Source organism: Ruoffia tabacinasalis (assembly GCF_005864045.1).
In the GTDB taxonomy this organism is placed as follows: domain Bacteria; phylum Bacillota; class Bacilli; order Lactobacillales; family Aerococcaceae; genus Ruoffia; species Ruoffia tabacinasalis.
Genome location: NZ_VBSP01000041.1, coordinates 1 through 20,680, shown reverse-complemented (window position 1 = coordinate 20,680; position 20,680 = coordinate 1). Strand labels below are relative to the sequence as shown.

Sequence of the window (20,680 nt, the reverse complement as noted above, 5' to 3'; positions counted from 1 at the left end):
ACCAATGTCTATCCTTTAGCAGATATTTATTCAACACCTGCATTACCGCACATCAGAACGATTGAAATTGAAGAGTAGCTGCACTCAAAATGTGGCTCAAATAGTCCTTGACTATAGGACCAGTTCATGTCATTTGGCTTGAGTTGAGCGATTTCTTGCCACACGCATTCGCGATTGTGCTCTAGTCGCCAACCAAATCCATTCCAATACAAAAAGGAAGGGCTTTATGCCCTTCCCCTAAAAATTTAGTAATGTCATTCCGTTTGGTACTATATATCTGAATAAACGAGTGTGTTGCGTGTCGTTTTTCTGTGTGTTAATTTATACTTTTCTTGCATCGGAACCACATTACTTTCTGCGTATTGGTCACTACCTGTTGAAATGCAAATTTCTTCACACTTGCACATCTAAACTTAAATACACACCACTGTCATTTATATACATCTACTAGACTTCGTTATTTCTTTACACAGTTACCTCTAGCATTATGGTAAACAACAGATAGTCCTGATACGCTGAGTAGCACTTTCTCTGCTACTCCGAACCTTTAAGACGGTTCTGTCGTAAAGAGTGAAACACCAATCTTTACTTACAGTTGCATCTCTCTCTTTACTAACTACATAGTACCATGTAAGCGTTTACTTGTCAAGCCTTTTATTCATCTTTTTTCACTTTTTCTTTATAAATTATTGATTCAATCTCTTCGTCCAAAAGAACCTGTCGAATCAGGTTAAATGCACTCCAAACAGAGTATTCACGGTTCTGATTACGCTTGTATCCAAAGTGGAATTTCTTCGCAAAAGTAGACTTCTCTTTAACCGCCACACCAATCCAGACAGTTCCCGGTATCTCACCCTCTAGTGAACTTGGCCCTGCCGCTCCCGTTAAGGACACAGCGAGATCTGCCCCAAACGCTTCAAGTGCCTTTTCAGCCATCTCAAATGCACACTCTGCACTCACTACGCCATGCGTTTCAATGACTTCCTCATCTACACCGAGAACTTCTTTTTTAATGGATTCATCATACGTAACCATCCCTCCATCAAAAAATAGGCCGGCTTCAAATAAGCTCGACAATTCACTTAAAAATGCGCCCCCTGTTAAACTCTCAGCCCCAGTTATTTTAAGCTCCTTCTCTTTTAGTAGCTTTCTTACAATATTAGGTAAATTTTGATCACCGTGACCAATAATATAAGGAGCAACACTTTTTTCAATCTCACTCTCAGCTTTAGCAATGAGTTGATGAATCTCATCGGCGTCAAAACCTCTCGCAGTAATCTGAACTTCAATCTCTAAACCCGCTGGAAAAATCTCAATAAACGTCGTGTCGTCAGATACCAAAATATCACCGAGATTTCTCTGCGCTTGAGCCATTGTTAAACCAAACAGTCGGATAAGCTTTGTTGAGACGACTTGTCCATTCAAAAGATGCTCAATAATAAGTGGCCAAGCTTTCTCAGTAAACATGGGTTTTAATTCATCAGTTGGTCCTGGTAGTAAGATATACGTATGGGTATCAGACTGATAAAACATTCCCAAAGCGAGACCTGTGACATTCACTAACGGAATCGAATCAAGTAAAGTTAGCGCTTGAAGTTGGTTATTTTTTGGCATGATTAAGTCTGAATTTTTATGGTAAGTAATAATTCGGTTTTGTGTGTCATCATCTAAGACCAGTGGTTTATCGAGATGCTCTGATAGTGTTGTTTTGACGATATCGTCATCATCAGGACCTAATCCACCTGTAAACACGAGTACATCTGATTGTTGCTCTGCTTTCTCAATGGTTTCCAATAGCTTTTCTTTAGAATTATCAATCATAACTGCTTGAGTCACATTAATACCTACAGAGGTCAACTCGCGAGCAATAAAAGCTGCATTTTTATTCTCAACTAAGCCTTTTAACAAACTTGAACCGACTGATATAATCTCTGCTTTCATTCAATCAACCTCCCAGATTTTTTTACTTTTATTATCTTTCAGTTTATCACAACTGTTTAGTGGATAGAAAAACTGTATGACTGTATTTCGCGATAATGGTCGCTTAAGTAAATGGGTATCATTTGCAGATAAAGCGTATACATAGTAAGCTTATTGTACAATAATAATAAAGATAATAGAAAAATAAGGAGGAAAAATTATGGTTCAAGCAAAAGAGAATTTATTCGAAAAAGTAATTGCATGCCAAAAAGCCTGCGAGCACTGTTTTGATAGATGCTTACAAGAAGAAGACGTAAAAATGATGGCGGAATGTATTCGGACAGACCGAGATTGTGCTGATATATGTGGTATGGTTGTATCTTTTTCACATCGTCAAAGTCCCTTGTTAGATGAATTGATTGCGTTGTGTATTAAAGCTTGTGATACTTGTGCAAGTGAATGTGAACAACATGATCACGATCACTGTAAAGAATGCGCTAAAGCGTGTCGTGAATGCGAAGCAGCATGTAAAGAATATTTAGCAGTATAATTTATTAGAAGACGAGTATAAGTTCCTAAGGGAGGCTTATACTCATTTTTTGTCTCAACTTTAAAAACAGAATCGTTTCATTTTGTCTTATCTATATTGCTCCGTTATACTTACGGTACAAACATCTAAGGAGACTATCGCCATGAAAAAACTCAATTACAAACACATAAATAATCAACAACTCATCGATGTCCGTGGACAACTGGACTATCAAGCTGGACATGGTCCAAAGACGCTAAATCTTAATCCAAGTAATTTCAAAAAGTACGCCTCATCATTTATCGCATCGGATCAAGCTATCATTTTTATTATTAATGAAGAATCAAAAGATTTCATTGATGAGCTTGAATTATTGAGCCAAGAAGTCGGATTTATTGATGTTCAAGGAGATATTTTAGCACACGATATTCCGATAGAAAGCAGACAACAAATCAAATCCATCAACGTACATGATTTTCTTGCAGTAGAAGATGACTATATTTTACTTGATCTCAGACATCCTGATGAGATAACACGTCTTGCCCCTGAAGAGAATTTAATTAATATTCCACTTGAAGACTTACCTTCCACTTACCAAAAGTTAGATAAAGACCAGAAGATTTATACACTATGTGGCTCAGGTAATCGCGCAACTGCAGCTGCTTCTTTTCTAGCTAATAAAGGCTATAAACCTGTCGTCATTGAAGGTGGGATGAAAGCCGTTCAAGAGGCAGTTTATTAACTTTTTGCAATGTTAGTAAAGTCGGTATATCCAAAGTTAGTATTTATAGATATAATAGATTACATAACAATACACTTTATTAACAAATAAAAAAAGGAGAAAGCGATGTTAACACCCATCATTTTACTTATTGTCTTTACTCTGTTAAATGGTTTTTTCTCTGGTTCAGAGATGGCATTTATAACTGCAAATAAAGACAAATTAGAGAAAGAAGCCGAATCTGGGAGCAAAAAGGCTCAACTCGCATTAAAGCTATATTACAATCAAGATCGCGTTTTAGCGGTTGTCCAAGTGGCGATTACTTTAATCGGAACGTTAAACTCATCTTTTGCAACGAGTGGGTTATCACAATTCATTTCACCTTATCTAGGTGCACAAGGTGCGGCGATCGTTATTTCGCTCATCGTAACTGTATTAACTTTAATTTTCGGGGAATTATTACCTAAATCAATTGGGCAAGCCATTCCTGAAAAATATTCAAAGGCATCGGCACGTATTTTAAATCTGATTTACACGATTTTTAAACCGGTCGTTTGGTTTTTAACTGTCACGTTAAACTTCTTTCAATCGCTTCTTCCGATTGACTTTTCCAATGAAGATGAGAAATTAACTTTCTCAAATATCCGTGAAATTGTGATTCGAGGTGGTGAAGAAGGAGCGCTTGAATCGGATGAAGTTGGCATGATGCAAGGTGTTCTGAAACTGAACCGGAAAAATGTTCGTGAGGTGATGGTGCCTCGTAATCAATCATTGATGATTGATATTAATAAAGAACGCGAAGTGAATCACGAAATCATCGTCAATTCGACATTTTCAAGACTGCCTGTTTATCAAGATGACAAAGATAATATTTTAGGTGTAGTTTTAGTGAAGGACTACTTGCGTGCGAGTGTCCTGGTCGGCGATTACACCCAAGTCGATTTAAAAGATTTAGCTCATGATCCTTTAAATGTTCCTGAAACTTTACTATTAGATGATTTATTCTCGCAAATTCAACAAACGAGCAATCATATTGCGGTTGTAAAAGACGAATACGGTCAAACCGTTGGACTCGTTACTTTAGAAGATATTATCGAGGAAATTGTTGGAGAGATTTATGATGAATATGATACGGTCGAAGAAGATGCTCTAGTGCAAAAACTAGACGAATCATCATGGCTAGTCAACGGTATTATGAATATCAATGACTTCAATGAATACTTTGGTACCATTGTGACAAGCAACGAAGTGGACACAATTGGTGGCTACTTCACATATAAATCCGAAATTATTCCAAGCGAAGATAAGATTGGCACATGCCTTGAAATTGAAATGCTGATGCTTGAATTAATGCAAGTCAATGAAGCAACTGCAACTCAATTAAAAGTTACTCGCATTAAAGAATAGCATAAATAAAGGCTCAAGAATGGTGATGAATTTATCACGGTTCTTGAGCCTTTTTAAATTATTTAGTTGTTGTCGCTAAGTCCCAATAAGTGACTTTTCCGGTTCCATTTCCAGTTATTTGTATCTTATCTTGGTTCGCATCGGGATAGACGCGTGAAGTAAAGACGGCTTCACCATCATTGACAAAGATTTCTAATGAGGACGTATCAGAGAAAATGTGTAATTGCGATAGTGATTCAAGTGGAAGCGTGCGCTTACGACGACCGTAGCCACTTTCTCCATGTCTTAATGTTAGTTCCCCGTCTTGATAAGTTACCGAAGTATCTTGTCGCAGTTGTAGTTCAAAATCTTTCGGTCGTTCATCAAAATCAATCAATAGTTCGTAGACTTCACCTCTTAGTGTGTCAGCAGACAATTCAGTCAGTGAATATGACTGTTCTTGGCCACGCAGAGTTTGATATTCCACTAAGGGGCATTGTTTTAACATGCCGTCTTCAAAGTTTAACTCACGCGGTAAAGCCATCGCATGTTGCCACCCTCTCGCAATCGTTGGGTTATTGTATTCCGGCTGAGTATCGCCAATGCCCATCCAAACCCACATAATGCGGCGACCTTGGTCGTCTTCAAACGTTTGAGGTGCATAGAAATCAAATCCATGGTCCAACTCTCTAAAATCTTCTTCCACTTGGAACTTTAACTCATCCCAGTTCACTTGCCCGGTTAAGTAAGTGGCCGCATGTGGGTTATGATAGTTGTATGTTGTTGGCAGGATTCCTTGTGGTGAAAAAACTAAGATATCTTTACCTGACACATTAAAGTAATCCGGACATTCCCACATGTACCCTTGCTCTTCATCCCCTTCTAGAAATACACCTTCATATTCCCAGTCATATAAATTAGTTGAGCTATAAATCAAGATGCTTCCCACATTAGTACGACGTCTCGCACCTAAAATCAAGTAATATTTTCCATTTAATTCAAATACTTTTGGATCGCGAATATGATCCGTAAAACCTTCTGGGTATGCTGAGTGTGGAATGATCACTTCTCTTGATTCAATTGTAAAACCATCAGGTGAAACTACATGGACAGTATTTTGTTCGCGTCCACTAAATGTATAATCATGGTCACCCTCATTTTTAACGTTACCTGTATAGAAGAAATGAATCTTATCGTCTAATACAATGGCACTGCCTGAATATACACCATCTTGGTCAAACGCTTGATCAGGTGACATAAAGATCTCTTCATCTTTAAAATGCACCATATCTGTCGACGTCTTGTGTCCCCAATGAGTTGCGCCACCTTTAGGGTCTTGGGGAACATATTGATGATATAAATGATAGACACCATCAAATTGCACCGCCCCGTTTGGGTCATTCAACCAGCCTGTTTCAGGCATTTGGTGATAACTAAGTCGCCATGGATCTGCCTCTACACTTGCCTTTAATTTTGCTTGAGCTGCTTGAATTTGTTTCCAGTTAATATATGCTTTTTTACTCATCAATTCGTCTCCTTTACATCACTTTTAAACTTCTTCACGAATGGCTTTTCCTTGTAAACGAACTAAGATGAAACCTACTAGGAATGCTGCTAAGCTCACGATAATGTATTGTGTTAAAGCTGTTAAGCTACTTGTATAAAGTAATAATCCAGGAATAAAAGTAATTCCCATACCTGTTGCTGCTAAGTCGAAGAGGTAAATTAAAAATCCTCCAACTGCACCTGCAACAATCCCTGAACCAAATATACGCAGTGATCTCATGTTAACACCGAATAATAAGGGTTCTGTAATTCCAAATAAAGTAGGCACCGCTGAACTGATCATGTTTGTACGTTTCACTTGGTCCTTCATTAAAAAGGCTGCTCCAATTGCAGCACCAAATTGTCCTGCCATACTCACTGTAGTTAAAGGCTGAATCACATTCAATCCCGTATCACTCAGCAACGTTATTTCGATTAAACCAATTGAATGGTGTAAACCAGTAATAACAATTAATTGTTGAAGTGCTCCAAAGACTATGTAGCCAATACCTAAAGGCGCATTGATTAAAGTGACGATACCATCAATGACAAAGCTTTCAATTACTTGAATGATTGGACCTAACAGAAATAATATAACACCAATTGTAATCGTAATCGTTAAGAACGGCGTCACAATCAGATCCATCACTTTAGGCACCCATGTACGTAACCATTTGTCTAATTTACTAATCATCCAACCCGCAAGAATCGCCGGGAAAATCGAACCTTGATAGCCATAAATATCAATCCCGAAAATATTCATCGGACTCGCACTGCCGCCTCGAACGTCATAGGCATTCGGTAATTGTGGTGCTACCATCATCAACCCAACAACAATACCCAACAACGGATTGCCACCAAATTTACGCGTTGCACTGTAGGCAATTAACACTGGTAAGAATGCAAAAGCCGTATCTGTTAACATCGCAAAGAGTCCTGCAACATCTTCAGTCATCTCTAGACCAAGTTCAACTAGTAAACCACGCAGACCCATTAATAGCCCTGTCGTTACTAGCGCTGGAATTAAAGGCACTAAAATATCTGCTAAAATTCGAACAACTTTTTGAACAGGATTTAAGTTTGCATAAATATCATCTTTCATCGACCCATCATCATCTGAACTTGATTTTCCTAAATATTCATCTAATTCTTTAGTGACTTCATTGACTTTTCCTGTACCAAAAATAAACTGATGTTGCCCTGTTGAGAAGAAATAACCTTTACTCTCTTCAATATTATCTGCTTTCTCTTTATCTAACTTACTATCGTCTTTAAGCACAACACGCAAGCGCGTAGCACAGTGCTCATAGTTTTTTATATTCTCTTTACCACCAATGACATCCAACAACTGTTCAATTGATTTATCATATTTCCCCATGTTTATCCCTCCAGATAATTACAAAACTTAAAAACGGAACCGGTTCCATTAAATAGTAAAGCAATCGTTTGCAAATTACAAGTGTTTTTTTGCTATTTTATTTTTTTAGTGGATTGTTTTACATTTAATTGATTGGGCATCGTCTCCAGTAAGCTAACTGGATCCTCTTGCATCATTTGTTCGATCCGATTCAACGCTTTAATCCCTAAGTCATAAAATGGGTAATCGATGGTTGTAATACTTGGAAATGTATAATCAGATTCGCTATATCCCCCAAAACCGGATAAAGAAAAATCATCTGGAACAGATAGATTTAATTCGTTGGCTGCATTCAATATTCCGATCGCTATATGATCCGTTGCAGCCGCGATATAAGTTGCCTCAGTCGTTGGTAAATAGTCTAAAGCTTGTTGATAAGCTTCTTTTCTTGAGAAACTCGTCTCATGGAATGCTGCTTCAAAACCCGCTTCTTTTACTGTATCCATAAACCCATTTCGTCTCAAAACCCCCACCGCATTGTCCTCTTCTGTGACGCCGACGTATAATATTTTTGTATGCCCTAATTCCAAGGCATGTTCAGCAATCAATCTGCCCGCTTCATAATCTTGATGGACAAGACTTGGAACACCCTCAATTTTTTGGCCTAAAATGAGGGTAGGAATGCTTAATTGAGTTACTTGTTTCTTTAAGTCCTCATCCATCTTACTCGCGATGAGAATGATGCCGCCGACTTTTTGTCTTTTTAATAAAGAGATATTCTCTTTCTCACGTTCAATACTCAAGTTGGAATTGGTTAACATTAACTGATAGCTTTTTTCATGCGCAACGTCATCGATTCCTTTTAACACTTGATTTGTCGATGGGGAATCGAATCTTGGCAGAACCACACCAATTATATTTGAGTGCTGGGCTTTTAAACTTTGGGCAAATTGATTCGGCACATAACCTGTTTCTTCGATGATTGCTTGAATTTTTTCACGTGTCTTATCACTCACAGATCCATTATTTAAATACCGGGATACCGTGCTTTTTGCCACACCCGCACGCTTCGCTATGTCATTTAATGTCGTCAATTCCTTCACCTCTTCATCTATTTAACATTATATTACCATATCGGACCAATGAACTCATTGTCCAAATTCAAATCCTAACATTCCTTTAAAATAATTCGCCACAGTTCGGTTATAACTATCAAATCAGGTGAAATTTTAGTATATTAGAGATACTTAATTAATCATTGGAGGTCATTACTATCAAATTCGAACATAAAATGCGTGGAAATGTGTCATTTGGTATTAACCCAATTGGGTGTAAACAAGAAGTGAATAATCAAATTGACTTTGTTAAAGAACAAGATTCATATGAAGGGCCTAAAAAAGTTTTAATTATTGGTGCTTCATCAAGTTATGGTTTAGCCACTCGAATCAGTCTTGCTTTCGGAGCAAACGCAGATACAATTGGTGTATCTTTTGAAAAGGGACCTAAATCTGAAAAAAACCTAGGAACTGCAGGTTGGTATAACAATATCTACTTTAAACAAGCCGCAGAAGCCGAAGATTTAATCGCGAAAAACTTCGTCCAAGATGCTTTCAGTCACGAAACGAAGCAAGATGTTATTAAATACATCAAAGAAGAATTTGGGGGTAAAGTTGATCTGGTTGTATACAGTCTTGCGTCAAGTGTCCGCACAGATCCTGATACCGGCGAACGCTTTAATTCAGTGATTAAATCGATTGACCAAACAGTTGTCGGACCGAATGTAAATATTCAAAAACAAGAGTTCTTTGAGCACGTCTTAGAACCTGCGACAGAAGAAGAAATTGCCGATACAGTCAAAGTGATGGGGGGCGAAGATTGGCAATTATGGATGGAAGCTTTAAAAGAAGCAGGTGTCCTAGAAGAAGATGTTTTAACAGTAAATTACTCATACTTAGGTTCTGATCTAAACCGTCCTTACTATGGTGACGGAACGTTAGGTCAAGCGAAAGCAGACTGTGAAGTCAAAGCAGATAATATTAATGAATTATTAACTGATATTAATGGAAAAGCGACGATTGTAGTTGCGACGGCTGTAACAACCAAAGCCAGTTCTGTGATACCATTCTTCCCAGTGTATTGCATGGGGCTTTATCGCATCATGGCTGATAACGGAACGCATGAAACGCCAATTATGCACCAAGACCGTATTTACCGTGATATGTTATATGGTAATAATGCAGAGTATGATGACAAAGGACGCCTACGTCCAGATAGTTGGGAGTTAGATCCAGAAGTTCAAAAAGAAGCTGAAACATTAATTCACACGATTAATGAAGATAATTTCACTTCGGACAAAACTGGTTATAGTATCTTTATGAAAGAATATTTAAACTTAGCTGGCTTTGACGTTGACGGTTATAACGAAGCCGAAGGCGAAGAAACAACTCTAGATGATTTACTTGCTTTAGAATTCTAAAAATTCAAACAAAAAACAGTTCGCCTGTCCAACGCGAACTATTTTTTGCTGTCTGAGGCCTTTCATTTGGCTTTTATTCACTATATACTTAAGATTAATTAAAGGATGATATTAATTCATTATAATATTATATTTAAGAAAGGATGAGGAGAATGAAAGCTGCCATTATTGTGGATAGTACTGCAGGCTTAACTGAAGAAACAGCGATGCTCTCGAATATTTACCAAGTATATCTTAGTACCATATTTGAAGATGGGACTGTGTATATTGACTCGCCCGATGAGTCTTTAACGAAAGATTTTTACGATAGAATGGACACTGAGAAAAAACTGCCCAAAACTTCTCAACCCGATACGAAACAAATTTATGATTTATTTGAGCAACTCGTTCAAGATGGTTATGACACGGTCTTTGGTGTTTTACTCTCTGAGAAAATAAGTGGAACCTTTCAATCAATTCAAGCGACTTCCAGAGAATTCAGCGATCAATTAGACATTCATTTAATTGACGCACAGTTGACTTCTTTTGTGATGGAGGCGATGGTACTTAATTTAGTTGAACTCATTCAACGTCAATTTGAACCAAATGACATTGTTACTCGTATCAAGCATTTGCTTGAACAATCAGCCTTTTACTTCACTCCAGCAAAACTGGATAACTTAGTGAAAGGTGGTCGCGTTAGCTCATTAAGTGGGTTTCTTGGCAATGCCCTCAATATTAAGCCCATCATTACAATGGGTGCAGAACACGATGGGCAAGTATATGTTCCGGAAGAAATCCGGACGAAGAAAAAGGCTCATGACCGCTTGTGTGAAATTGCGGATACACACATCCAACAATATCCAAAACACGCATATGTCGCGGTTGGCCATACTGGGGCTGAAGAAGATGCCCAAGTCATGCGCGACCGCATTCAATCCGCTTACCCTGATTTACCCATTCGAATTGGCTTTATTACGCCCGTTCTAGGAACTCATGGCGGGAGTGGTGCCATTTCAATCAACGTGGCCCCATTATTAAATCCTTCCGCAAACTCCAATTAAATACGCGCATTTGCTAGCCATTCAGCAATCAATTTGACCGTCAGGTCAGGTTGATCTGCATAGAGATTGTGGCTAGCTTTTTGTATAACTTTATAATCGACATAAGGGTTTTGTCTCTCTTCCAGTCTTTGCATTTTAATCGGTAACTCCTCTTCGGAATCACTTAAGAGCAATAAGGTCGGAGTTTTGTAATCCGGTCGGATAATCGTTAATTTCATCGCATCATTTAATTTCATTAGTTCCAACAAGCCTTCCTCAGATAACTCGTCGCCACCTATTTGACTTAGTACTTCTTTAGTTTCTTCCATAGATTCAGCCAGCGTTTTACCAACATCTTCATTCGTCAAGATTCCCCCATCCAACATAATCACTCGTTCAATTTGTGTTAGGCGGGTAGATAAGTAAGCAGCGATTTCGGCCCCGATAGAATGCCCCATCAAGATGATCTCTTCATCTGGAAAATACCCTTCAAAATAAGCTAGTAACTCTTCAAAATCATCAATCGTGACATCTTTCGCACCGAACTGTCCCGGTAAATCTAGATAAGTAAATTCATAGCCTTTTTCTTCCAATGAATCTCGTAACTCCAATGAATCTTCTCGACCGCCTCCGAAACCATTAATAAAAAATATTTTCTTGCTCATCTTTATGACCTCTTTTCTATAATGACTCTTCACCAGATAGGTTGCGTTAGTATAACACATCGCCTTTAAAAAACATCCTTAAAGACTTTTACTTAATTTAACACTGAGCGAATGGCTTGAGTCCATTGTTCCATGCGTTCTTTCTCACGGCCGTTATTCAAACCACTTGTAGATAAGGCGCTGACAACGTCATAGGATTGAAAGACTGGTTGTTTAATAATTTCTTTATAGGCTGTTTTCCCATTCGCAATAATGAGTTTGATTGGTATACCCTTTAACACGGTTTCAAAATCATTTAAGGTCGGATTCTTTATCTTATGATCTAAACTCCCCTCTCTTTGCGCCGTCACATACACATCCCAAAGACCGATGTCGTGGGCTTGTAAGGTTTCTAAGCGTTCTTGGTAATCAACTGGGTCTGGAACTTCTAAGGCGTTAAATACTACCCGCCAAAAGGCATTCCCGGCGTTACCGTAGTATTGCTGCTTTCGTAAAGACGGCACACCCGGGTGGCTACCCAAAATGAGGATGCGCGTTGCTTGATTGACGACTGGTCCAAAACTATGCGTCTCTTCCATATCACATTCTCCTTATGCATATTTTTGTTGCAAAAAGCTCCTTCTAAAGAAGCCAAAGCTTGTACTTCAGAAAGAGCAACTAATTACTTATTAACTTAGTCTTTGATTGGTTTGTATTCGACTTCTAAACCTTTCTTCACAGCTGGACGCTCTGCAATGCGGCGAGCCCATTCTAATACCTTTGGATATGATTGGATGTCTAAGAATTCTGCTGAACCTTCGTATAAATCCCCTAGAGCAAGGCGGCCATACCACGACCAGTTTACGATATCCGCAATGGTATATTCGTCTCCTGCAATATATGGTCGTTTCCCTAAAGTCTTATTTAATAAGTCTAATTGGCGCTTTGTTTCCATTGTGAAGCGATCAATCGGGTATTTCATTGGTTCTGGTGCATAGGCAAAGAAGTGTCCAAATCCTCCACCAACATAAGGTCCTGCACCAATTTGCCAGAATAGCCAGTTCATCGTCTCAGTGCGCCCATGAATATCTGTTGGAATTAATTTATTAAATTTCTCTGCTAAGTAAAGTAAAATCGAACCTGATTCAAAGATTTCTAATCGTGGCTCTTGGCTTTGATCAACCAGTGCCGGAATCTTAGAGTTTGGATTGATTTCGACGAAATCTGAACCAAATTGGTCACCGTCGCCGATATTTATTAGATATACATCATAATCAACATCCACACCTAATTCTTTTAACTCTTCAAACATAATGGTTGCTTTAATTCCATTTGGTGTTCCTAGTGAATAGAGTTGGAATGGCGCTTCTCCTACAGGCAATGTTTGTTCGAAACGACTCCCTGCAGTTGGGCGATTACCCCCTAAATTCGAATTTTCGTCTTCCCATTTCCACACTTTTGGTAATTCATATGACGTCATCGTAACACTCCTTATATAGTTTATTCGTAGCTTCATCATACTACTTTTACTGAGCTTTTCCCAAGTATTCGCTTAGAAACTATTCCCGCTAATTTTATAGGTAATTTCACTAAGGTCTCTACCTAACTGTGCTATAATAGTCTTAAGCAATAATAATAAGGAGAGATTACAATTTATATATTAATCATTTCACTTGTGCTTATCATGGCCTTGATTGCTATGCGCATTTCAAGTGATTTAAAGATACCACAATTACTTCTGTTCATGCTCTTAGGTGTTTCCTTTAATTTTTTTGGCGCAGATTTTACGAATTATAATTTTTCCAATCAAGTATCTTCCATCGCTCTGATGTTCATTATTTTCTATGGAGGATTTGGTACAAAATGGAAGATGTCAAAGCCAGTTGCAAAAGAAGCTATTACTTTAAGTTTCCTCGGAACGGTTCTAACCGCTTTGATCACCGGACTCTTCGTTTATTTAGTCTTTGATTTTTCTTTACTTGAGGCTATGTTACTCGGTTCCATTATTGGTTCGACCGATTATGCCAGTGTATCGGACGTTCTCGTCTCTCGACGCTTAAAATTAAGATACAATACAGACTCATTACTAGAGTTAGAATCAGGATCGAATGACCCGACGGCTTATACGATGGTCGTACTATTCTCGACGCTACTTCAAGGAAAAAACGTCAATGTTCCTGTCTTAATTATCTTACAAGTTGGGATTGGTTTATTACTCGGCTTTGCTTTAGGGTGGGTATTCATCCGTATTCTCGACTACTTAAATACTCGAGAAAATATGGAAGTCATTCTGTTAGCTGCCGCTGCTTTATTCACTTATGAATTTACAAACCAAATTGGTGGTAACGGCTACTTAGCGGTTTATATCTTTGGTATTTATATTGGTAATAAAGAATTCGTTGGTAAGCGTGAAGTTGTCTTCTTTTTTGATAGCTTTACAAACTTAGCGCAAATTGGCCTATTCTTCTTACTTGGTCTTTTATCTGATCCAAGTTCGATTATTGCGATGTTGCCGATTGCCTTAGTGATTATGTTATTTATGACATTTATTTCGCGTCCTGCCTCGGTTTATGGTTTAATGGCGCCCTTTAAGTTGAATAAAAACCAACTGCCTGTTATTGCCTTTGCCGGACTACGAGGAGCTGCGGCAATTGCGTTCGCCATTAGTGTGGTCAATTCTGACACACCATTCTTGAACGACCTCTATCATATTGTCTTTGATATTTGTCTGTTATCATCTCTCATTCAAGGAGGTTATTTACCAACCTTATCTAAGAAAATGGATATGGTTGATCCTGAAGATGCGTCTTTACGTAACTTCAACTCGTTACAAGATAAGAGTGACGTCGGCTTTTTAGCTACTAAGATAAAAGCAGACAGTGACTTAGTGAATACTTATATTCGAGATATCACACTGGCTTTTGATTTTATTATCGCAAAAGTCCTTCGTCACGGCGAAACAATTGTCCCGAACGGAGATGTGCAACTTAAAGTTGGCGATGTCATTGTCTTAGCTGGACGTTCTTACTTCGATGTGGTCGGAACGGACTTACTAGAATTTCGAATCAACAGCCACCACAATTGGGTTAATAAACAGATTAAAAATATTCGCTTAGAACGTGACTCCTTGATCGTCTTAGTTTTAAGAGGCGATAATGAGTTGATTGTTCCAAATGGGGATACAACTATTCTTGATCAGGATACCGTCTTAGTTTTAGAAGCATCTAATGCGAAGTAAATAGTTAAAGAGCGAGGCACATATGCCTCGCTCTTTTTTGTAGACGTTAACTTGAGTCAAACCGATCTTGCATTTAGATCAAGACCCTTTGACGTCATTAAACTACTCCTTCAAGTTTGTTATTCACTTACAATATACCATTCACTCCATCCTAAACTAAACATTATAATTTCAATATTATATTGATCACTTACTTTGTTTTATAATTAATAAATTATCGTCTCAAGTAGATATTATGGAAGTGAGAATGAAGTTAAATATCGCTTTTACAAATCGCGTTTATTTGATTCAATCATAATAAATTCTGGTAAATAATTCGGCGTACACCCTTTCGAAACTTTCTCATCTTTGTACAGGCCTGTATCTTCACCAATTATAACGCAATGTTTACGGTACTATTCCTCATAAACCCCAATCCAGCCTGCTGTAAAGTTCATAGCCCACTGAACTTCTGGTTGCTCTTGACTAATTTTAGCTTCAATTGCAGTTACCAAGTCTGATGTATTATTTGGTGGTGTTTTCCCAGTCCATCTTAATCGTCCTTGATGATACCAGTAAGTCCGCCTTTGAAGTGCGTATGGACTATCCTCCCACGACTCCATGAGTGTCGTTAATTTCTTATTCTTTGTTAGCTGATTAGCTAACAACCAATCCATTAGATTGTTACTTTCATCATATGTATGAATTTGCATATCATCAACAAGTTCATCTAATACTTCTTCTGAAAGTAGTTTTTTGTCCATAATTAAGATTGATAAAAGCCTTGGTAAAAACTTACCCCTCGACCAAAGTTCCATCGCCAGTTCATGATCAACTTTTATTTCTTTTGCAATTTTTCGTAAGTCACCTAATTTTGTATTATCATCAATCTGTCGAAATATTGTTTCCGCTTTTTCAGAGGTCTGTATTACTTTGTTTTGATTCATCGAAATACTCCTTTAATTAAATCCGTGAGCTTTTAAATAATTATAGCTTTCTTCTAAACAATCGAAAGGATCTCCTTGGGATGTTTCTTGTTCAGCAAAAGTATATTGGATCCCTGTTTCTTTAGTTGACTGCCTCCTTGATGAATAGATTGCATCCAATATACAGAAAAAGAGCACATCTACAGAATAGTAAAACTATTCCATAAATATACTCTCACAATCAACGACCAAATAAAGAAAGCTTTGCTACCTGATCAGTTGACATAGTTTATCGCTCTTTTTTACTTACTCTCCCCAGAATCGGTAAGCAATGGCTTGACCTTGCTTGATTTTATCCCATTGCTGTTCCTGAGATAATTCATTCCCTCCATCACATGACGCGAAGCCACATTGATGAGATAAGTACAGATTATCTTTTGAAACATACTGAGTAGCTTTTTCTAATTGTTCATACACTGCAGCTTCATCATCTAATTTTGCCGACTTACTTGATAAGAATCCTAAGACTACTTCTGTGTCAGGCTTGTTTTTAAAGACGCTTAACGCACTTAAGTCTCCGGCACGCTCATCATCCCACTCTAAGTAGAAACGGTCATAGTTTTGTTTTTCTAAGAATAAATGCGCGATTTTCTCGTAACTTCCACCACCCATATTACGTGAATCATAGTTACCACGGCAATTATGCGTATAGACTTTTAGACCCAGTGAATGAGCATAGGCAATGACATCATTATTCAAATCAATGAATTCTTGGGCTAGGCCTAAGATTGATGAGTGATCAAAGTCAGTACCACTAAAAGGACTATGTGGGTTATCTTCAGCAAATAACTCCCATAAGCAGTCATCAAATTGGATAATCGTTCCACCTGCTTCAGCGAATTCCTTTAAGAAATCTTTGTAAGCTTGACTTAAATCCTTTTTGAATTCTTCTGCCGTCTGATAAACTTTCCCTCCGATTTTCTCTGACAAGCTAAGTTCTCCAAAAATATGTGACGGAGATGGAATACATTGCTTTAACGTTGCACCTTGGGGTGATACTTCTTTTAAGCGATTAAAATGGTCGATGAATGTATGATTATGACCATGTAAAGGCGATTCAATTGTGATGCCGATATCCTTACGAGTTTCATAATTGCTCTCTTGATCCAGATCACGGAAGAAGTACCCATTATCCGCAATGTAGCGTTTAATACCATTTAAACCCCACACAAAATCAAGGTGCCACAAAGATTTTGAATATTCGCCATCAGTCACTTCAGGTAAATCATGCTCGATTTGTTGATTAACAATTGTTTCCACAGCTTGATCTTCTTCTTCCTTGTAACCTTCAAATTCATCGTAGAATGGATACGCAATATCATCGCGATGTTCTATTTTTGTCTTATAATCTAATAATGACTCAGGTCTTAATAATGAACCTACGGTTAAAAAGCGTTTAGTTTTTTGTGTCATTCATAATACCCCTTTTTAATTTGTTTCTAATAGTATAGAATACATGATGAGATATTAGTATTATCTATTTTAGTGTGCTTAGCATAGTATTTAACTATGACCAAAAAAAAAAGGGGTGTTTCAATGAATCTAAAGCAAATAGATTATTTCTTGAAGGTTGTGGAGACGGCTTCAATTACTAAAGCAGCCGATGAATTATATCTTTCCCAACCGTCCTTATCACATGCGATTAAAGAGTTGGAAAAGGAAATGAATATCACGCTGTTCCACCGTAGTTCCAAAGGTGTGACTCTTACGAGTGAAGGCGAAGAATTCCTATTATATGCAAGGCAAATTAGCGAGCAAATTAATTTGATGAACCGCCGTTATAAAGACGATGAAGCACCGCAACAAATTTTTAGCGTGGCAGGGCAGCATTATGCTTTTGTAGTTGATGCATTCGTCCGTCTGCTGAAACAATACGAAGACCATGACTATCAAGCGACATTGAAAGAACTTCGAACCTATGAAGTCATTGAAGACGTAGCTAATTTGAAAAGTGAAATTGGTATTATCTATCGCAGTCATTATAACCGTCAAGTCATCAACGCTGAACTAGAAAAAAAACACATTCATTTCACACCACTTATCTCTGTTAAACCACATGTATTTATTTATAAAGATCATCCCTTAGCCGATTATGAAAAGATAGCTCTCTCTGATTTAGATACTTATCCAAAATTAAGTTACGATCAAGGGCAGCACAATTCCTTTTATTTTTGGGAGGAAGTATTGGCCGACTTTGCTTCACGTAAAACAATTATAGTGAGTGACCGAGCAACTTTGTTTAATCTAGCTATTGGCCTAAATGGCTACACAATTAGCTCAGGTATTATCAATGCTGATTTGAACGGGAGCGATATTATTGCAAGGCCACTCGTCTCTTCCGAAACGATTGAAATCGGCTATATTACTAATAACATGCACACATTAAAACCAATCGCTCACACATTTCTTGAGATCTTGACGGAACGACTAGAAGTGGCTGTTGGGAGTAACTGATAATTTTTACTTTATTCATCGATAGACCATAAAACATAGACACACCTTAATTTACTCCACTTTTTTGTATTTATGTATTTAAATAGCATCATCAACTATAAAATCAATCGCAATGCTGTTAATACAGTTACGATAATAATAAACCGGCGGTACCATACATCATTGATACGCTTAATGAGCCAAATTCCGACTAAAGCACCGACAACAATGAATGGAATTGAAAACACCGTAAACTTGACTGTATCGCTGTTAATCGTACCACAAAGAAAAATATGAAATGGCAATTTAATCAGATTAACTAGAAAAAAGAACCAAGCCACTGTACCAATCATTGATTCCTTCTTAAGCTGTTGAGTTAAAATATACACATTAAAGATGGGACCCGCTGCATTTCCAATCATTGAAGAAAAGCCACTCAAAGTACCGACAGCACCTTTTATAAGGGGATTGTCTGGCAAAACTATTGCTTCTTGTTGATATTCTCGAACGATTAAAAGAATAATACAGAGGATAACAATGATGCCGATAAGGAATTTGAATTGTGCATCATTGATCCAGTTCCCAACAATGGCACCCGCAACTACACCCACGATACTGGCTGGAATTAATTTAAGTACATCCGCTATGTTTCCTTTCTTACCATACTTAAAGATTGCTATAAGATCGCCTACAATCACCATTGGCAATATAATACCTGACGAATTTTTACCCCCAAAAATTAATGCCATCATGGCGACAGCTGGTATTATTGCCCCTTGAATTCCAGCCTTTGAGAAACCAACGATGAGCGCACTTGTAGCTAGCATTATTATTTCGAATACATCCAGTTCAAACATTCGCCCCTTCATCCGTGTTAAGCTCATTATAGAATATATAGTAAGCGTCTTCCAAACTTAGTTATTCAGTAGGTTGAATCAAATGCCTATATATCCTTTTCATGTTAGAATGAAAGTAAGAAACTATTGGAGGATGATATTATTATGAACCAAGAACTCGTTGAGATTTGCCTACGTGTTAGAAATATTGACGCTACTTTAGATTTTTATACGAATCTATTTAACTTTGAAGTGGCTAGTCGCAGAGAATTCCCTGAGAATAAGTTTGATTTAATCTACTTAAATTCTCCTGGATCATCTGTACAAATTGAACTGACTTATAATTATGATGCAGAACCATATAATGTTGGGGACGGCTTCAGTCATTTAGGTGTGACTGTCAGCGACTTAGAAAAAATGCATGAAGTATGTAAAGCATCTACTTATGATACTGGTGACTTAAGAGGTCTTACAGGTGGCACGCCAACTTACTTCTTCGTAACAGATCCAGATGGATATCGTATTGAAGTAAAACGTGCAAAATAAGTCATAAAAAAATGTCAGTGTATTGGAAAAATAACCAATGCACTGACATTTTTTGCCTTTATTTCGTTAAGCTGTCTTAGCTTTATCTCGACCAGACTCAGCTCGGTAAGCTTTATAATGTTCTGGGTCTTTTTTGTAGAAATCTTGGTGATATTCTTCTGCTTCATAGAACACATCTGCGGGTGTGATTTCTGTAACGATTGGTTTATCATAAGCGCCGCTTTGTTCTAATGCCTCTTTAGACGCTTCTGCCTTTAATTTTTGTTCTTCTGTTAAGTAGAAGATACCAGGTCGATAGGATGAACCACGGTCAATAAACTGTCCACCCGCATCAGTTGGGTCACTAATATTCCAATAAATATCTAAGATTTTCTCATAAGAAATGATACTTGGATCAAACTCAATTTGAACTGCTTCAGTGTGTCCCGTTTCTCCACTTTTAACAGCTTCATATGTTGGATTCACAACATGCCCGCCTGTATAACCTGAAGTTACTGAATGAACGCCATCCCATTGATCGAATGGTTGAATCATACACCAGAAGCATCCGCCTGCTAAAATTGCTGTTTCGTGTTGTTTTGTCATATTAATCCCCTTCTCTTCTATATATTCTAGTTCTTAGTTTTCTACTTCTGGTAAGGGCACATCGAACATTGGATATGTCTCACCGTTATATACTTCATGTATTTTCTCTTCAACATCATCTGTTTGGTAAATTTCTGCTATTTTTAAGTATAATGGGTTATCTTTATTCTCTTCTAAAGTTGTAATTGTGTTGATGTACATTGGATTAACTTTATCCACATCTTCAGCATCATTGAAGATCGCGTCATTAATTGATAAACCAACATCATTGGCAAAATTTGTATTAATTAAAGCTGCATCTACGTCTGGTAAAGACAATGCCGCAAAGTTTGGTTCAACAAGCACCATTTCGCCGATTGTAAAATTAAGCTAGACAACTAAAACAGCCATTTGTGGTACACTCAACTTGTAATTCCGACCAAAGAATACAAAGGAGTGACCACAAATGACCTACACCCATCTTACCACGGATGAACT

Annotated in this window: 20 protein-coding genes; 8 read left to right on the top strand and 12 right to left on the bottom strand. The window is 37.7% G+C overall.

The features are described from left to right. Positions 1-654: 654 nt before the first annotated feature. Complete coding sequence (locus FEZ33_RS09730; RefSeq protein ID WP_138405193.1) at positions 655-1,941, bottom strand: competence/damage-inducible protein A; 1,287 nt, start codon at positions 1,939-1,941, stop codon at positions 655-657. Positions 1,942-2,140: 199 nt separating this feature from the next. On the opposite strand from FEZ33_RS09730, the gene FEZ33_RS09725 reads away from it, so the two are divergent. From FEZ33_RS09725 to FEZ33_RS09715, 3 genes are all read left to right on the top strand, one after another. Further along, on the top strand, positions 2,141-2,470 hold the full coding sequence (locus FEZ33_RS09725) for a four-helix bundle copper-binding protein (RefSeq protein WP_138405192.1): 330 nt from the start codon (positions 2,141-2,143) through the stop codon (positions 2,468-2,470). A gap of 142 nt (positions 2,471-2,612) precedes the next feature. Continuing rightward, positions 2,613-3,191 (top strand): rhodanese-like domain-containing protein, encoded by a 579-nt coding sequence (locus FEZ33_RS09720; RefSeq protein WP_138405191.1) that lies wholly within the window; start codon positions 2,613-2,615, stop codon positions 3,189-3,191. A 105-nt stretch (positions 3,192-3,296) separates the two neighbouring features. Continuing rightward, entirely contained in the window at positions 3,297-4,577 is a 1,281-nt protein-coding gene (locus tag FEZ33_RS09715) for a hemolysin family protein (RefSeq protein WP_138405190.1), read from the top strand. A 58-nt stretch (positions 4,578-4,635) separates the two neighbouring features. On the opposite strand, the gene FEZ33_RS09710 is transcribed toward FEZ33_RS09715, so the two are convergent. The 3 genes from FEZ33_RS09710 to FEZ33_RS09700 form a co-directional block, all read right to left on the bottom strand. Then, on the bottom strand, positions 4,636-6,081 hold the full coding sequence (locus FEZ33_RS09710) for a glycoside hydrolase family 32 protein (RefSeq protein ID WP_138405189.1): 1,446 nt from the start codon (positions 6,079-6,081) through the stop codon (positions 4,636-4,638). A gap of 24 nt (positions 6,082-6,105) precedes the next feature. Continuing rightward, positions 6,106-7,479 (bottom strand): PTS transporter subunit EIIC, encoded by a 1,374-nt coding sequence (locus tag FEZ33_RS09705; protein WP_138405188.1) that lies wholly within the window; start codon positions 7,477-7,479, stop codon positions 6,106-6,108. A 92-nt stretch (positions 7,480-7,571) separates the two neighbouring features. Next, on the bottom strand, positions 7,572-8,552 hold the full coding sequence (locus FEZ33_RS09700) for a LacI family DNA-binding transcriptional regulator (protein WP_138405187.1): 981 nt from the start codon (positions 8,550-8,552) through the stop codon (positions 7,572-7,574). 197 nt (positions 8,553-8,749) lie between these two features. Here FEZ33_RS09700 and fabV point away from each other — a divergent pair, with 197 nt between their 5' ends. Next, positions 8,750-9,934 carry an enoyl-ACP reductase FabV gene (gene fabV / locus FEZ33_RS09695; protein ID WP_235888816.1) on the top strand — a complete coding sequence of 395 codons (1,185 nt, stop codon included), beginning with the start codon at positions 8,750-8,752 and terminating at the stop codon, positions 9,932-9,934. A gap of 152 nt (positions 9,935-10,086) precedes the next feature. Beyond that, positions 10,087-10,977, top strand: a complete 891-nt coding sequence (locus tag FEZ33_RS09690) for a DegV family protein (RefSeq protein WP_171031359.1) — start codon at positions 10,087-10,089, stop codon at positions 10,975-10,977. On the opposite strand, the gene FEZ33_RS09685 is transcribed toward FEZ33_RS09690, so the two are convergent. The 3 genes from FEZ33_RS09685 to yghU form a co-directional block, all read right to left on the bottom strand. Next, complete coding sequence (locus FEZ33_RS09685) at positions 10,974-11,621, bottom strand: alpha/beta fold hydrolase (protein WP_171031358.1); 648 nt, start codon at positions 11,619-11,621, stop codon at positions 10,974-10,976. The two genes, FEZ33_RS09690 and FEZ33_RS09685, sit on opposite strands and share 4 nt — an antisense overlap. 92 nt (positions 11,622-11,713) lie before the next feature. Continuing rightward, positions 11,714-12,199, bottom strand: coding sequence for a DNA-deoxyinosine glycosylase (locus tag FEZ33_RS09680; protein WP_138405184.1), 486 nt, complete (start codon positions 12,197-12,199; stop codon positions 11,714-11,716). 95 nt (positions 12,200-12,294) lie between these two features. After that, positions 12,295-13,080: a glutathione-dependent disulfide-bond oxidoreductase gene (gene yghU, locus FEZ33_RS09675; protein WP_138405183.1), complete on the bottom strand. Its 786-nt coding sequence runs from the start codon at positions 13,078-13,080 to the stop codon at positions 12,295-12,297. Between the two features lie 165 nt (positions 13,081-13,245). Between yghU and FEZ33_RS09670 the strand changes: the two genes are divergently transcribed. Further along, a complete protein-coding gene (locus FEZ33_RS09670) occupies positions 13,246-14,838 on the top strand; it encodes a potassium/proton antiporter (protein WP_328590786.1) in 1,593 nt (530 codons plus the stop codon). A gap of 395 nt (positions 14,839-15,233) precedes the next feature. Here FEZ33_RS09670 and FEZ33_RS09665 read toward each other — a convergent pair whose 3' ends face one another. Continuing rightward, the gene (locus FEZ33_RS09665) at positions 15,234-15,764 is read right to left on the bottom strand and encodes a DNA alkylation repair protein (protein ID WP_235888815.1); all 531 of its coding nucleotides are present in this window, start codon (positions 15,762-15,764) and stop codon (positions 15,234-15,236) included. 285 nt (positions 15,765-16,049) lie between these two features. Next, on the bottom strand, positions 16,050-17,216 hold the full coding sequence (locus FEZ33_RS09660) for a uroporphyrinogen decarboxylase/cobalamine-independent methonine synthase family protein (protein WP_138405181.1): 1,167 nt from the start codon (positions 17,214-17,216) through the stop codon (positions 16,050-16,052). Between the two features lie 123 nt (positions 17,217-17,339). Between FEZ33_RS09660 and FEZ33_RS09655 the strand changes: the two genes are divergently transcribed. Next, positions 17,340-18,257 (top strand): LysR family transcriptional regulator, encoded by a 918-nt coding sequence (locus FEZ33_RS09655; protein ID WP_138405180.1) that lies wholly within the window; start codon positions 17,340-17,342, stop codon positions 18,255-18,257. A gap of 95 nt (positions 18,258-18,352) precedes the next feature. Here the strand turns inward: FEZ33_RS09655 and FEZ33_RS09650 are convergent, their stop codons facing one another. After that, a complete protein-coding gene (locus FEZ33_RS09650; protein WP_212746686.1) occupies positions 18,353-19,105 on the bottom strand; it encodes a sulfite exporter TauE/SafE family protein in 753 nt (250 codons plus the stop codon). Positions 19,106-19,237: 132 nt separating this feature from the next. On the opposite strand from FEZ33_RS09650, the gene gloA reads away from it, so the two are divergent. Beyond that, positions 19,238-19,618: a lactoylglutathione lyase gene (gene gloA, locus FEZ33_RS09645; RefSeq protein ID WP_138405178.1), complete on the top strand. Its 381-nt coding sequence runs from the start codon at positions 19,238-19,240 to the stop codon at positions 19,616-19,618. 66 nt (positions 19,619-19,684) lie between these two features. Here the strand turns inward: gloA and msrA are convergent, their stop codons facing one another. Together msrA and FEZ33_RS09635 are read right to left on the bottom strand one after the other, a co-directional pair. Continuing rightward, positions 19,685-20,203, bottom strand: a complete 519-nt coding sequence (msrA, locus tag FEZ33_RS09640) for a peptide-methionine (S)-S-oxide reductase MsrA (RefSeq protein WP_138405177.1) — start codon at positions 20,201-20,203, stop codon at positions 19,685-19,687. 33 nt (positions 20,204-20,236) lie between these two features. Beyond that, the gene (locus FEZ33_RS09635) at positions 20,237-20,551 is read right to left on the bottom strand and encodes a MetQ/NlpA family ABC transporter substrate-binding protein (RefSeq protein WP_138405176.1); all 315 of its coding nucleotides are present in this window, start codon (positions 20,549-20,551) and stop codon (positions 20,237-20,239) included. Positions 20,552-20,680: the final 129 nt, after the last annotated feature.

What these genes read in the sequence shown, in the direction of transcription:
- FEZ33_RS09665 (WP_235888815.1), bottom strand. Translation starts at nt 15,764, where the DNA reads ATGAATCAAAACAAAGTAATACAGACCTCTGAAAAAGCGGAAACAATA.
- gloA (WP_138405178.1), top strand. Translation starts at nt 19,238, where the DNA reads ATGAACCAAGAACTCGTTGAGATTTGCCTACGTGTTAGAAATATTGAC.
- FEZ33_RS09635 (WP_138405176.1), bottom strand. Translation starts at nt 20,551, where the DNA reads ATGGTGCTTGTTGAACCAAACTTTGCGGCATTGTCTTTACCAGACGTA.
- FEZ33_RS09655 (WP_138405180.1), top strand. Translation starts at nt 17,340, where the DNA reads ATGAATCTAAAGCAAATAGATTATTTCTTGAAGGTTGTGGAGACGGCT.
- FEZ33_RS09715 (WP_138405190.1), top strand. Translation starts at nt 3,297, where the DNA reads ATGTTAACACCCATCATTTTACTTATTGTCTTTACTCTGTTAAATGGT.
- msrA (WP_138405177.1), bottom strand. Translation starts at nt 20,203, where the DNA reads ATGACAAAACAACACGAAACAGCAATTTTAGCAGGCGGATGCTTCTGG.
- FEZ33_RS09650 (WP_212746686.1), bottom strand. Translation starts at nt 19,105, where the DNA reads ATGAAGGGGCGAATGTTTGAACTGGATGTATTCGAAATAATAATGCTA.
- fabV (WP_235888816.1), top strand. Translation starts at nt 8,750, where the DNA reads ATGCGTGGAAATGTGTCATTTGGTATTAACCCAATTGGGTGTAAACAA.
- FEZ33_RS09725 (WP_138405192.1), top strand. Translation starts at nt 2,141, where the DNA reads ATGGTTCAAGCAAAAGAGAATTTATTCGAAAAAGTAATTGCATGCCAA.
- FEZ33_RS09680 (WP_138405184.1), bottom strand. Translation starts at nt 12,199, where the DNA reads ATGGAAGAGACGCATAGTTTTGGACCAGTCGTCAATCAAGCAACGCGC.
- FEZ33_RS09690 (WP_171031359.1), top strand. Translation starts at nt 10,087, where the DNA reads ATGAAAGCTGCCATTATTGTGGATAGTACTGCAGGCTTAACTGAAGAA.
- FEZ33_RS09705 (WP_138405188.1), bottom strand. Translation starts at nt 7,479, where the DNA reads ATGGGGAAATATGATAAATCAATTGAACAGTTGTTGGATGTCATTGGT.
- FEZ33_RS09710 (WP_138405189.1), bottom strand. Translation starts at nt 6,081, where the DNA reads ATGAGTAAAAAAGCATATATTAACTGGAAACAAATTCAAGCAGCTCAA.
- FEZ33_RS09730 (WP_138405193.1), bottom strand. Translation starts at nt 1,941, where the DNA reads ATGAAAGCAGAGATTATATCAGTCGGTTCAAGTTTGTTAAAAGGCTTA.
- FEZ33_RS09660 (WP_138405181.1), bottom strand. Translation starts at nt 17,216, where the DNA reads ATGACACAAAAAACTAAACGCTTTTTAACCGTAGGTTCATTATTAAGA.
- yghU (WP_138405183.1), bottom strand. Translation starts at nt 13,080, where the DNA reads ATGACGTCATATGAATTACCAAAAGTGTGGAAATGGGAAGACGAAAAT.
- FEZ33_RS09685 (WP_171031358.1), bottom strand. Translation starts at nt 11,621, where the DNA reads ATGAGCAAGAAAATATTTTTTATTAATGGTTTCGGAGGCGGTCGAGAA.
- FEZ33_RS09720 (WP_138405191.1), top strand. Translation starts at nt 2,613, where the DNA reads ATGAAAAAACTCAATTACAAACACATAAATAATCAACAACTCATCGAT.